Consider the following 13235-nt stretch of genomic DNA (forward strand, 5'->3'; position numbering starts at 1 on the left):
ATCTAATAACGCCATCATATAGTCATACCCCAGGCGAATTTGCAGCAAGACGCATACGCTGCTTTAGGGCAGGATATCGCAGTCGTTCAAATCCCGAATTCGCCAACTTTCCTGAAGCGTCTTCCATAAGAAACCATAGGGGCTTGTCATGAATTTTTCCGTACTACGTCGAAATCTGCTGGTGGGTTCGCTGGGCCTGGCGCTGGGCGTCGGTCTGCTGGGACAAGCAGTTGCCGGTGAGCAACTGCAAAAAATCAAGGACGCTGGCGTGATCAACGTCGGTCTGGAAGGCACCTACCCGCCGTTCAGTTTCGTCGACGCCGACGGCAAATTGACCGGCTTCGAAGTCGAGTTCTCCGAAGCCCTGGCCAAAGAACTGGGCGTGAAGGTCAAACTGCAACCGACCAAATGGGACGGCATCCTCGCGGCGCTGGAATCCAAGCGTCTGGACGCCGTGATCAACCAGGTGACCATCTCCGAAGAGCGCAAGAAGAAGTATGACTTCTCCGAGCCTTACACCGTTTCCGGGATTCAGGCGCTGACCCTGACCAAGAACAAGGACACCATCAAAACGGCCGCCGACCTGGCCGGCAAGAAGGTCGGCGTAGGCCTGGGCACCAACTACGAAGCGTGGGTGAAAGAGAATGTGCCCAAGGCTGACGTCCGTACCTACGAAGATGACCCAACCAAGTTCCAGGACCTGCGCGTCGGCCGCATTGACGCCATCCTGATCGACCGCCTCGCCGCGCTGGAATACGCCAAGAAAGCCAAGGACACTTCTGCCGCCGGCGAAGCGTTCTCCCGTCAGGAAGCCGGCATTGCCCTGCGCAAAGGCGAGCCTGAACTGTTGGCCGCTGTGAACAAAGCCATCGACAAGCTGCGCGCAGACGGCACGCTGAAAAAGCTTTCGGAAAAATACTTCAGCGCTGACGTCACTCAATAATGGAAGAAGCTTTTCAACTCGCACTGGACTCCCTGCCCTTCCTGCTCAAGGGGGCCTACTACACGGTCATCTTGAGCCTGGGCGGAATGTTCTTCGGCCTGGTGATGGGCTTCGGCCTGGCACTGATGCGCCTGTCGCGCTTCAAACTGGTGAGCTGGATCGCCCGCATCTACGTGTCGTTCTTTCGCGGCACGCCGTTGCTGGTCCAACTGTTCGTGATCTATTACGGCTTGCCGCAAATGGGCATGGAACTCGATCCGCTGCCGGCGGCCCTGATCGGCTTCTCGCTGAACATGGCCGCCTATGCCTGTGAAATCCTGCGTGCCGCGATCAGCTCCATCGAGCGCGGTCAGTGGGAAGCGGCTGCCAGTATCGGCATGACCCGGGCGCAGACCCTGCGCCGGGCCATCCTGCCGCAGGCGATGCGCACCGCATTGCCGCCGCTGGGCAACAGCTTCATTTCGCTGGTCAAGGACACGGCTTTGGCCGCCACCATTCAGGTGCCGGAACTGTTCCGTCAGGCGCAACTGATCACCGCCCGCACCTTCGAAGTGTTCACCATGTATCTGGCCGCCGCGCTGATCTACTGGATTCTGGCCACGGTGCTGTCGCACCTGCAGAACCAGCTGGAAGCCCGGGTCAATCGGCACGACCAGGAGTCCTGACCCCATGATTGTCGTGGAAAAACTGACAAAGCAGTTCAAGGGTCAAGTCGTGCTCAACGGCATCGATCTGCAAGTGAAGGAAGGTGAGGTCGTGGCGATCATCGGGCCGAGCGGCTCGGGCAAGACCACGTTCCTGCGTTGCCTGAACTTCCTGGAAGAACCCACCAGCGGCCGGATCAAGGTTGGCGACATCGAGATCGATACCAGCCGCCCGTTGAACCAGCAGCAGAGCCTGGTGCGCCGCTTGCGCCAGCACGTGGGCTTCGTGTTCCAGAACTTCAACCTGTTCCCCCATCGCACCGCCCTGGAAAACGTCATCGAAGGCCCGATCATCGTCAAGAAGGTCCCGCACGCCGACGCCGTTGCCCTGGGTAAAAAGCTGTTGGCCAGGGTCGGCCTGGCGGGCAAGGAAGACGCCTACCCGCGCCGCCTCTCGGGCGGTCAGCAACAGCGCGTGGCCATTGCCCGTGCGCTGGCGATGGAACCTGAAGTGATCCTGTTCGACGAACCGACCTCGGCGCTGGACCCCGAGCTGGTAGGCGAAGTGCTCTCGACCATTCGCAGCCTGGCCGAGGAAAAACGCACCATGGTCATCGTCACCCACGAAATGGGCTTTGCCCGCGACGTGGCCAATCGTGTGGTGTTTTTCGACAAGGGCGTGATCGTCGAACAAGGCGAAGCGAAGGCGCTGTTTGCCAATCCGAAGGAAGAGCGCACGAAACAGTTCCTCAGCAAGTTCCTGAATAACTCACACAACTAAAAACCTTCGCAACAATCGCCAACTTCAAAGGAAGGAAGTTGCACCCCTCTATCAGCACCCTATTCACACATAAATAAACCGCACAAACAATAGACCGCTTTTTGTCAGCGCGCGGGGTACATATATATATCCCGAAACAGACTCAATACGTCTGCTGCCCAGGAACGACCAGGTCACCAACCACCTCATCCCTTTGGTCTTAAGCGGCCTGAACTCAGGGCTTCATAGTCAATTTCGACGCACCCATAGCGTTTATTAACTGCACTGCGTAGGAACTTTCTGAATAACAGATGATTTTGTATTTAACCAACTAACTCTATTGACACTTATTCAAGCGAACTCGTATCTAGTCTCCCACCGGCGTCACTCATCACGCTCACTCATTATTTCAACTCAAAAGTAATGAACGATTTTGCTGTTCGAAATTCACTTTCCCGATGTTTAAGAAACGGACTTCGCTGCAAGACTTCAAGGAGACTTAAATGGCAACTACCTCGAACAAAACCGAGCTGGCGGCACCGACCCTGGCGCAATCTCACAAGACCGGCATCAACATCACCTCAGCCGCGCATCTGCTGATCCAGGTGCCGTCCTACACCGCAATGGACGAAGGCGACCTGATCGAACTCTTCTGGAATCACTGCTACGTCACTTCCCGGGTGCTGACAACCGCCGATATCGGCCACCCCGTTCAGTTGCGCGTGCCCGAGAGCTTCATCGCCAATGGCAGTTCGCACATCCACTACCGGGTCATGCAGGTGGGCCGAGGTCCGGTCATGTCGGCCGTCCGCCACGTGCAGATCAAACTCGACTGCCCCGGTGGCCAGCCCTGTGCCTTGTATGGCGACGAAATACAGAGCCTGGCACCGGTGAGCATTCCCGAGACGATTCGCCGCCAGGGGGTCAATCCGAGCCAGGTCAAACGGGGTGTGCCGCTCACCATCGAGCCGTACATGAACATGGCGGTCGACGACGAAATCACCCTGCGCTGGGGTGATGTGCGCATGGACCTGCCCCGGCTGAAAGCCAGCGACGTGGGTCAACCGATCCAGGTCTGGGTGCCGCCGGCGATCATCCTCGAAGCCGGCGAAGACCTGCGCCTGGAAGTGACGTACTGCATCCTCGACCGCGTGGGCAACAACTCGCGCTGGGCGCCGGCGCGAACGCTGAAGATTGGTTGCGCCAACCCTTACCTCAAAGTCCCGAAGAAAGAACCCCTCAAAGCAGCCGAACCCCGCAGGCGATGAGAAACTGGCGCCTTGCGCGGAGCTTTTTCTGCAGGAGCAAGGCTTGCCCGCGATGGCGATCTGGCGGGCCCTATCGCGGGCAAGCCTTGCGCCTGGAAAAAGCCAAATCCAGCCTTGAACTGTTGCCCCGCAAACAACTGTTGCCCCACGAACAGTGGGTGATGACACACTTCTATCCATATTCCTAAAAGTTAGTTCAAAACATATTTATAAAGACTTAGGGTATATACACCGGACCACCGGACATTCTTGTTTTCGTTCGCCGCACACCGCGGCGTTTCCATGAGATGCGAGGTAGGTATGGTCCGGAACACAATCACCCCAGTGCAGATCGCCAGGGCATTGCGTGCAGCCAAGGAGTGGCGCTGATGTCCAGTCTGGCAGATGCAATTGTCCAGAGTGATCTGGACGTCGCCCCACGCTTGTTGCCCGCGCAGGTGTTGCACAACGACGCACAAGCCATCGAGGCCGCCCATGAGTTGGCGCAAGTCGCCCGCCTGCAGGCCGCCAAACGCGACCAGCAGCGCAAGCTGCCATGGTCGGAAATCGAACAGTTCACCCGCAGCGGCCTGGGCAGCATTGCCATCCCGCGCGAGTACGGTGGCCCGCAGGTTTCGTTCGTCACATTAGCCGAGGTGTTCGCGATCATTTCCGCGGCAGACCCCGCCCTCGGACAGATCCCGCAGAACCAGTTCGGCATCCTCAACCTGGTGTTGGGCAGCGCCACCGAAGCGCAGAAAAAACAGATCTTCAAAAGCGTGCTCGACGGCTCGCGCATCGGCAATGCCGGCCCTGAACGCGGCAGCAAAAACACCCTTGAACTCAAGGCGCGCATCACCGCCGACGGCGATGGTTATGTCCTCAACGGGCAAAAGTTTTACTCCACGGGCGCGCTGTTCGCGCATTGGGTCGCGGTCAAGGCGCTCAATGACGACGGCAAGCAAGTACTGACCTTCGTGCCTCGCGGCACACCGGGCTTGCGTATCGTCGACGACTGGTCCGGTTTCGGCCAGCGCACCACCGCCAGCGGCACCATTTTGCTCAACAACGTGCGGGTCGATGCCGAGCGGGTGGTGGACAACTGGAAGATCAATGAAAAGCCCAATACCCAGGGCGCCGTCTCGCAGCTGATTCAAGCCGCCATCGACGCCGGTATCGCCCGTGGCGCCATCGACGACGCCATCGAATTCGTGAAAACCCGTGCCCGGCCATGGATCGACGCCCAGGTCGACCGGGCCAGCGATGACCTGTACGTGATCGCCGACATCGGCAAACTGAAAATCGAACTGCACGCCGCCGAAGCCCTGCTGCGCAAGGCCGGGCAGGTGCTCGATCAGGTCAGCGCCGCGCCGCTCACCGCCGAGTCCGCCGCCCGCGCCTCGATTGCCGTGGCCGAAGCCAAAGTGCTGACCACCGAAATTTCGCTGCAAGCCAGCGAAAAGCTGTTCGAGCTGGCCGGCAGCCGCGCCACCCTCGCCGAATTCAACCTCGACCGCCACTGGCGCAACGCCCGGGTGCACACCCTGCACGACCCGGTGCGCTGGAAATACCACGCCGTTGGCAGCTACCACCTGAACGGCACCTTGCCGGCTCGCCATTCCTGGATTTAACGACCAGACATCTGGAGAAACACATGACCCTTTCTCAACACGTCGCGGTCATCACCAGCGATGAGCAAGCCCTGATTGTCGCCAGCGACCTGGCCGAAGACTTCAAACGCGACAGCGCCCTGCGTGACCGTGAACGCCGTTTGCCACACCCGGAACTGGAAGTGTTTTCCCGCTCGGGCCTGTGGGGCATCAGCGTGCCGAAAGAGTACGGCGGCGCCGGGGTTTCCAACGTCACCCTGGCCAAAGTCATCGCCCTGATCGCCCAAGCGGACAGCTCGCTGGGGCAGATCCCGCAGAACCATTTCTACGCCCTCGAAGTGCTGCGCGTGAACGGCAGCCCCGAGCAGAAAAAACGCCTGTACGCCGAAGTGCTGGCCGGTCAGCGCTTCGGCAATGCCCTCGCCGAACTGGGCACCAAAACCGCCCACGATCGCGTCACCCGCCTGACCCCTGATTTACAGGGAGAGCGCGACGGCTATCGCATCAACGGCCGCAAGTTCTACGCCACCGGGGCCATTTACGCTCAGCGCATTCCGACGTCCGTCGTGGATGAAAACGGCGTGCAACAATTGGCGTTCGTCCCGCGCAACAGCAAGGGCCTGACCGTGATCGACGACTGGAGCGGCTTCGGCCAGCGCACCACCGGCAGCGGCTCGGTGGTATTCGAAGATGTCTTCGTCGCCGCCGAAGACGTGATCCCGTTCCAGAGCGCTTTCGAGCGCCCGACGCCAGTCGGCCCGCTGGCGCAGATTCTCCACGCCGCCATCGACACCGGCATCGCCCGCGCGGCCTATGAAGATGCGCTGCACTTCGTGCGCACCAAAACCCGGCCGTGGATCGACGCCACCCACGAAAAAGCCACCGATGACCCGCTGACGATCAAGAGCTTCGGCCACTTGAGCATTCGCCTGCACGCCGCCGAAGCGCTGCTGGAACGTGCCGGTGAGTTTCTCGACCAGGCCCAGGCCGACACCCACGCCGAGACCGTGGCCGCCGCGTCGATTGCCGTCGCCGAAGCCCGCGCCCTCAGCACCGAAATTTCCCTGGGCGCCGGCAGCACCCTGTTCGAACTGGCCGGCAGCCAGGCAACCCTGGCCGAACACGGTCTGGATCGCCACTGGCGCAACGCGCGCGTGCACACCCTGCACGACCCGGTGCGCTGGAAGTACCACGCGGTGGGCAACTACTACCTCAACGATGAAAACCCGCCACTGCGGGGGACCATCTGATGGCCAGGAAAAAGATCCTGCTCAACGCGTTCAACATGAATTGCATCGGGCACATCAACCACGGTTTGTGGACCCACCCCCGGGACACCTCGACCCAATACAAAACCATCGAATACTGGACCGAACTGGCGCAGTTGCTGGAACGCGGGCTGTTCGACGGCTTGTTCATCGCCGACATCGTCGGCGTCTACGACGTCTACCAGCAGTCAGTGGACGTCACGCTGAAAGAGTCGATCCAGTTGCCGGTCAACGACCCGTTGCTGCTCGTCTCGGCCATGGCCGCCGTGACCAGAAACCTCGGCTTCGGCCTCACCGCCAACCTCACCTACGAACCGCCGTACCTGTTCGCCCGACGCATGTCGACCCTGGATCACCTGAGCCGTGGCCGGGTGGGCTGGAACATCGTCACCGGCTACCTCGACAGCGCCGCCAAGGCCATGGGCCTGAGCGAACAGGTCGAACATGACCGCCGCTACGACCAGGCCGACGAATACCTGGAGGTGCTCTACAAGCTCTGGGAGGGCAGTTGGGAAAAGGACGCCGTACTCAACGATCCCCGACAACGGATCTACGCGCAGCCCGAGAAAGTGCACAAGGTCGAGCACAAGGGCGAGTTCTACCAGGTCGAGGGGTATCACCTCTGCGAGCCGTCGCCGCAACGCACACCGGTGCTGTTCCAGGCCGGCAGTTCCGATCGCGGTTTGCTGTTCGCCGGGCGCCACGCCGAGTGCGTGTTCATCAGCGGCCAGAACAAGCCGTCGACCAAAGTGCAGGTGGACAAAGTCCGCGCCAGCGCCGTCGAAGCCGGGCGCAACCCCGAGGACATCAAGGTGTTCATGGGGTTGAACGTGATCGTCGGCGAAACCGAAGAACTGGCCTGGAAGAAGCACGCCGAGTACCTGAGCTACGCCAGCGCCGAAGCCGGCGTGGCGCATTTTTCCGCGTCCACCGGCATCGATTTTTCCGAGTACGCCATCGACGAACCGATCCAGTACGTGAAAAGCAACGCGATCCAGTCGGCCACTAAAAACCTGCAAAACAACGACTGGACCCGACGCAAATTGCTCGAGCAACACGCCCTCGGCGGCCGCTACATCACCGTGGTCGGCTCACCGCAGCAAGTGGCGGATGAGCTGGAATCGTGGATCGCCGAAACCGGGCTGGACGGCTTCAACCTGACGCGGATCGTCACGCCGGAAAGCTACGTGGACTTCATCGATCTGGTGATCCCCGAGCTGCAACGCCGAGGCTCGTACAAGACCGCCTACGACAATGGCAGCCTGCGCGAAAAGCTGTTTCACGCAGAGGCGCATTTGCCTGAGCAACATACCGGATCGACGTTCAGACGCTAAAAGCATCGCGAGCAGGCTCGCTCCCACATTTGGAATGCATTCCCCTGTGGGAGCGAGCCTGCTCGCGATGAGGCCCGACCAAACACCCAAAATTCATGCACTGACTGGAAAAACCATCATGAAAAAGAACCACCTCTCTAACCCAGTCAAAGCACTGGCCCTGACCCTCGGCCTGTTCAGCTCTGCGGTGTTCGCCGCCGACGCACCGCTGAAAATCGGCACCACCGCCGCCTTCGCCATTCCCCTGGAAGCGGCGGTCGAAGAAGCCGGCAAACAAGGCCTGAAAGTCGAGCTGGTGGAGTTCACCGACTGGATCGCCCCCAACGTCAGCCTCGCCGCCGGCGACATCGACGTGAACTACTTCCAGCACATCCCGTTCCTGGAAAACGCCAAGGCCGCCTCCGGTTTTGACCTGGTCCCTTTCGCGCCGGGAATCATCAACAACGTCGGCCTCTACTCGAAAAAATACAAAAGCTTCGATGAGCTGCCCGAAGGCGCCAGCGTGGCCATCGCCAACGACCCGATCAACAGCGGTCGTGGCTTGCAGCTGCTGGCCAAGGCCGGTTTGATCACCCTCAAGCCGGGCGTCGGCTACAAGGCCACCGAAGAAGACATCATCGCCAACCCGAAGAAAATCAAGATTCTTCAAGTCGAAGCCGTGCAGTTGGTGCGCGCCTATGACGACGCCGATCTGGTCCAGGGCTACCCGGCCTACATTCGCCTGTCAAAGACCTTCGATGCCGGTTCCGCGCTGCTGTTCGACGGCCTCGATCACAAGGAATACGTGATCCAGTTCGTGATCCAGCCCAAGAGTAAAACCGACCCGCGCCTGATCAAGTTCGTCGACATTTACCAGCACTCGCCAGCCGTGCGCGCCGCCCTGGATAAAGCCCACGGCAAGCTCTACCAAGCCGGTTGGGAGAGCTGAGCATGACGGCTGCGACCCAACGGCGACTGGAGATTCCAGAGCCCCGCCCTCTACAAGAACAGGCACAACACACCGAGCTGCACCCGGAGCTCAATCGTGCCCACGTGCGCTTTGTCGGCCTGGGCAAAACCTATGAAGGCAAGCAAGGCCCGGTGGCCGCCCTGCAAGGCATCGACCTGGCGATCCAGCGCGGTGAAGTGTTCGGCATCATCGGCCGCAGCGGCGCCGGCAAGTCGTCGCTGATCCGCACCATCAACCGCCTCGAACAACCGACGTCGGGGCGTGTGCTGATCGATCAAGTGGACATCGGAGAGTTCGATGAAGACCGCCTGGTGGCCCTGCGTCGGCGCATCGGCATGATCTTCCAGCACTTCAACCTGATGTCGGCCAAGACCGTTTGGCAGAACGTCGAACTACCGCTGAAAGTCGCCGGCGTGCCCAAGGAAAAACGCGATCAAAAGGTGCGTGAACTGCTGGAACTGGTGGGCCTGCAAGCCAAACACAAGGCCTACCCGGCGCAGCTGTCCGGCGGCCAGAAACAGCGCGTCGGCATTGCCCGCGCGCTGGTGCACGACCCGGCCATTCTGCTCTGCGACGAAGCCACCTCGGCGCTCGACCCGGAGACCACCCAATCGATCCTCGGCCTGCTGCGCGAGATCAATCAGCGCCTGGGCCTGACCATCATTTTGATCACCCACGAAATGGCGGTGATCCGCGAGATCTGTGATCGCGTGGTCGTGCTCGAACACGGGCGCATCGTTGAGCAGGGGCCGGTGTGGGAAGTGTTCGGTAACCCGCAGCACGAGGTCAGCAAGACCTTGCTCGCGCCGTTGCAACATGCGCTGCCGGCAGAACTGCAAAGCCGTTTGCAGGCGCAGCAGCAGACCTCGGATGACGCGGTCGTTCTGCGTCTGCAATTCACCGGCACGGCCCAGGACGAACCGGACATCGCCGCCCTGTTCGCGGCCCTCGGCGGCCGCGTGCGCTTGCTGCAAGGTGGCGTGGAACGGATTCAGGGCCACGCCCTCGGGCAACTGCTGCTGGCCGTGACCGGCTCGTCCCTCGACGCCGAAGCACTGCGCCAGCGCGCGAGCCAATGGGCGCAACAGGTTGAGGTATTGGGCTATGTGGTTTGATCGATTGCTGCAAGGCTTCATCGACACGTTCCTGATGGTCGGCGTGTCGTCCTTGATCGCGCTGCTGGCGGGCATTCCGCTGGCGGTGATCCTGGTCACCAGTTCCAAGGGCGGCATCTACGAGGCACCGGCCATCAACCGCGCGTTGGGTGCGTTCGTGAACCTGTTCCGCTCGATTCCGTTCCTGATTTTGATGGTCGCGCTGATCCCGTTCACCCGCTTGATCGTCGGCACCACCTACGGCGTGTGGGCGGCCGTGGTGCCGTTGACCATTGCCGCTACGCCGTTCTTCGCGCGCATCGCCGAAGTCAGCCTGCGCGAGGTCGATCACGGCTTGATCGAAGCGGCGCAAGCCATGGGCTGCCGGCGCGGGCACATCGTTTGGCACGTGCTGTTGCCCGAGGCGCTGCCGGGCATCGTCGGGGGCTTCACCATTACGTTGGTGACCATGATCAACTCCTCGGCCATGGCCGGGGCGATTGGCGCGGGTGGCTTGGGGGACATTGCCTATCGATACGGGTATCAGCGCTTTGACAGCCAGATCATGCTGACAGTGATCGTGTTGCTGGTGGCGTTGGTGGCGGTGATTCAGTTGGGCGGGGATCGGTTGGCGCGAGGGCTCAACAAACGCTGAAGGGGCCTTTTGTAGGAGCGAGCCTGCTCGTGATGAGCGCAAGAGCGCCGCGTTCATCCAGGCAGCCCTCGTTATCGTTTACGTCCATCGCGAGCAGGCTCGCTCCTACAAAAATGCGATTTTTCCTACAGGAATAACAGGCCTCCTACAGCCCTGCTCCCTTTCCTTTGCAGGACATTTCCTAGATTATTCCGCTCGCTTGCGCCTGCCAGATCCGGTGGCTAGTCTCGGCCCGTCACTGCTCATCAGTGATCGGGTTTAGTAGCCCGGAACAATAGGCGCATAGCGATTCCATGCTCATGTTCGGCACTTATTGCCGCATGCAGAATATGGTGGCTGTGCGCGGGGCATCTTCGGATGCACGGTTTTCCTATTGACCGGCCTACTAACCTGCGTACAGCCGCCACCCAATCGTTTAGTAGGCGAGAAGTGACGGCTCCCATGAAGCAATAGGAGCAACACTCATGGACAGATCCGTTCCCGATCCACCCCCCGAAACACCCTCCAACGAAGCCATCACCGACGACCTGCTCAGAGACCGCTCGGCACTCTACCGCGCCATCGATTTCTACCTCACCGGCGATCAACCCTCACCGCCCGACGAACTGCGTTTCTACAACGTCAGCAAAGACGTGAGCTTCGAAGACACCCAGCTCTACGTCGCCGATCTGCTGCGCTGCGCTTCGGTCACTGCCTATCAGTGCGGCGACCACCTCAAGGGCGCCGACCGGGCCATGGTGTTCTCGGTCTGGCATTTGCTGGAGATCGCCAAGGCAATGATTGATCGATCGATTGAGTGTTTGGGGATGAAACACGGTTGAGCCATTAAAACCGCCATCGCGAGCAGGCTCCCACAGGGAAACGCAATCCAAATGTGGGAGCGAGCCTGCTCGCGATGGGCTGCGCAGCAGCCCACTACCTGATGGCGTATATTCGACCCATTCCAATTACCTGCGCAGCCCACCATGAAACAGACCCCCGACGACCTCCAGCAAATCACCGCCACCACCCTGGGCCATTACAACTCGGTGGCCGAAGGTTTTCGTGAAGGCACCCGCGATCACGATGTCAGCCAGAACATCGACGCGTTGATGCGGCATATCCAGGGTGAGGCGCCGTTCGACATTCTGGACTTTGGCTGTGGGCCGGGCCGTGATTTGCAGACGTTCACCCGCATGGGGCACAAGGCGGTCGGCCTCGACGGTTCAGAAAAGTTTGCGCAGATGGCGCGCGAGGACAGCGGTTGCGAGGTCTGGCAGCAGGACTTTTTAAAACTCGATCTGCCGGCCGAGCGCTTCGACGGGATCTTCGCCAACGCCGTGCTGTTTCACATCCCGCGCCAGGAATTACCCCGGGTGTTGAAGCAATTGCGCGAAACGCTGAAACCCGGCGGCGTGCTGTTCAGCTCCAACCCCCGTGGCGAGAACCAGGAAGGCTGGAACGGCCCTCGCTATGGCGCCTATCACGACCTTCAGGCGTGGCAGCAATTGCTGACCGAAGCAGGCTTTGTCGAGCTGGAGCATTACTACCGGCCTGCGGGGCTGCCACGGGAGCAACAGCCATGGTTGGCGAGTGTCTGGCGTAAGCCGGCGTAATCCACGTTGACGCCATCGCGCAGGCCTTCGGCCCCCGGAAATTTGAGTCCGGGAGCAACCATCCGGTATGCATGGCCGGGCTCCGGTGTCAGACAGAATGTCGGCGAATACCCGTCGCCGCTTGTTGTAAAGCAGAGAGCATGAACTCTTGCGAATTTTCAGGTGCTGACGAGGATGGCGATGTCGAACGGGCAATCGATGCGGCGTGTTTGTTCTCGGTAAAACGCTTCAAGGCCGGCAATGTTTTGGGATCACGGGCAGCCCAATATGAGCCCCCTCGCGCAAGCAGTGCGGTGGATCCTGCCATTAACGACACCCACGAAAGGAAACTCTGCGCTGAAGAATCAGGGTCGACTTCTTGAATAACCGCTCGAGTCAGCCCGGCGCCCGCACCGACCACGGCCAATGGTCCTGCCAGCCCACTGGAAAGCGCCCCAACTTTAAGTTTGGCGGATTGACCTGACCTCAAAATGCCTGCCCCCAATGCATTTTTCCCGACCAGAAAAGGCACCGCGGGAAAGAGTGTTATCACCGTCGTGAGCAGGACAACACCGCTAAAAATCATTCCGATCAAATTGGCCTCGGAGACGTTGCCCGTCGGATCACTGAAGTTCACCGGATCCCCCAGACAATACGCATACGAATTCAACCCACCCCGCCCAAACGGACTCAAGCTGTCCGGGCCGTTGAAGCGCATCAGCAGCGTGTTGAACAGACGGTGTCCATTACCCAGCAAATAATGCCCGGTGACCGGATCGAGCGCTTCACCGGCAAACCCCAGGAGGCTGCCTGGACCATGCTCCACCCGACGATGTCCGTAGGGGGCATAAGTCTGGCGCACAAGTCCGCCGGGCTCGGTCACCCGCAAGACAGAGCGCTGTCGATCAGTGGCCAGCAAACCGCTGTTGAAGACATCACCTCGGCGCAATTGCAGCGCCAGCAGTTGCTTGTCGTGCTGAAACACACGCTGACTGGACGTCCCCTGAAGTTCGGTAACCAGATGTTCACGGCAGTAAAACCGTTGCAGCGCCTGGGCCTCGGCAGGTTCGATCCCGACCAGCAGATCCAGCGCGTCATACCGATACCGACATTTTTTTAACGTGTTCATCATTCGAACCTCGCAAAACATCAGCTTG

The 13235-nt window shown here is 60.2% G+C and carries 13 protein-coding genes; 12 read left to right on the top strand and 1 reads right to left on the bottom strand.

What is annotated here, in order from left to right; all coding sequences use genetic code 11:
- The first annotated feature begins 148 nt into the window (after positions 1–148).
- The 12 genes from tcyJ to ACX3YF_RS06320 all read left to right on the top strand — a co-directional run bounded on the left by tcyJ (position 149) and on the right by ACX3YF_RS06320 (position 12099).
- A complete protein-coding gene (tcyJ, locus tag ACX3YF_RS06265) occupies positions 149–943 on the top strand; it encodes a cystine ABC transporter substrate-binding protein (RefSeq protein ID WP_047536184.1) in 795 nt (264 codons plus the stop codon).
- Entirely contained in the window at positions 943–1608 is a 666-nt protein-coding gene (tcyL, locus tag ACX3YF_RS06270) for a cystine ABC transporter permease (RefSeq protein ID WP_130208403.1), read from the top strand. Before tcyJ ends, tcyL begins: the two co-directional genes overlap by 1 nt.
- A 4-nt stretch (positions 1609–1612) precedes the next feature.
- On the top strand, positions 1613–2368 hold the full coding sequence (gene tcyN / locus ACX3YF_RS06275) for an L-cystine ABC transporter ATP-binding protein TcyN (protein ID WP_288101475.1): 756 nt from the start codon (positions 1613–1615) through the stop codon (positions 2366–2368).
- A gap of 482 nt (positions 2369–2850) precedes the next feature.
- Positions 2851–3615 carry a hypothetical protein gene (locus ACX3YF_RS06280; RefSeq protein ID WP_130208401.1) on the top strand — a complete coding sequence of 255 codons (765 nt, stop codon included), beginning with the start codon at positions 2851–2853 and terminating at the stop codon, positions 3613–3615.
- A 368-nt stretch (positions 3616–3983) separates the two neighbouring features.
- A complete protein-coding gene (locus ACX3YF_RS06285; protein WP_458973548.1) occupies positions 3984–5225 on the top strand; it encodes an SfnB family sulfur acquisition oxidoreductase in 1242 nt (413 codons plus the stop codon).
- A 23-nt stretch (positions 5226–5248) separates the two neighbouring features.
- Positions 5249–6454, top strand: a complete 1206-nt coding sequence (locus ACX3YF_RS06290) for an SfnB family sulfur acquisition oxidoreductase (RefSeq protein ID WP_458973549.1) — start codon at positions 5249–5251, stop codon at positions 6452–6454.
- A complete protein-coding gene (locus tag ACX3YF_RS06295) occupies positions 6454–7806 on the top strand; it encodes an LLM class flavin-dependent oxidoreductase (RefSeq protein ID WP_130208395.1) in 1353 nt (450 codons plus the stop codon). Before ACX3YF_RS06290 ends, ACX3YF_RS06295 begins: the two co-directional genes overlap by 1 nt.
- A 118-nt stretch (positions 7807–7924) precedes the next feature.
- Complete coding sequence (locus tag ACX3YF_RS06300) at positions 7925–8734, top strand: MetQ/NlpA family ABC transporter substrate-binding protein (RefSeq protein WP_458973550.1); 810 nt, start codon at positions 7925–7927, stop codon at positions 8732–8734.
- A 2-nt stretch (positions 8735–8736) separates the two neighbouring features.
- On the top strand, positions 8737–9870 hold the full coding sequence (locus ACX3YF_RS06305; protein ID WP_458973551.1) for a methionine ABC transporter ATP-binding protein: 1134 nt from the start codon (positions 8737–8739) through the stop codon (positions 9868–9870).
- Positions 9860–10504: a methionine ABC transporter permease gene (locus tag ACX3YF_RS06310; RefSeq protein ID WP_090465887.1), complete on the top strand. Its 645-nt coding sequence runs from the start codon at positions 9860–9862 to the stop codon at positions 10502–10504. The genes ACX3YF_RS06305 and ACX3YF_RS06310 overlap by 11 nt, the downstream gene beginning before the upstream one ends.
- 464 nt (positions 10505–10968) lie before the next feature.
- Positions 10969–11325 carry a DUF6124 family protein gene (locus ACX3YF_RS06315; protein WP_130208389.1) on the top strand — a complete coding sequence of 119 codons (357 nt, stop codon included), beginning with the start codon at positions 10969–10971 and terminating at the stop codon, positions 11323–11325.
- 144 nt (positions 11326–11469) lie between these two features.
- Positions 11470–12099, top strand: coding sequence for a class I SAM-dependent methyltransferase (locus ACX3YF_RS06320; protein ID WP_130208387.1), 630 nt, complete (start codon positions 11470–11472; stop codon positions 12097–12099).
- Positions 12100–12187: 88 nt separating this feature from the next.
- Here the strand turns inward: ACX3YF_RS06320 and ACX3YF_RS06325 are convergent, their stop codons facing one another.
- Positions 12188–13207, bottom strand: a complete 1020-nt coding sequence (locus tag ACX3YF_RS06325; RefSeq protein WP_458973552.1) for an RHS repeat-associated core domain-containing protein — start codon at positions 13205–13207, stop codon at positions 12188–12190.
- Between the last annotated feature and the right edge of the window lie 28 nt (positions 13208–13235).

It is taken from the genome of Pseudomonas fluorescens group sp. PF-69 (assembly GCF_054481235.1).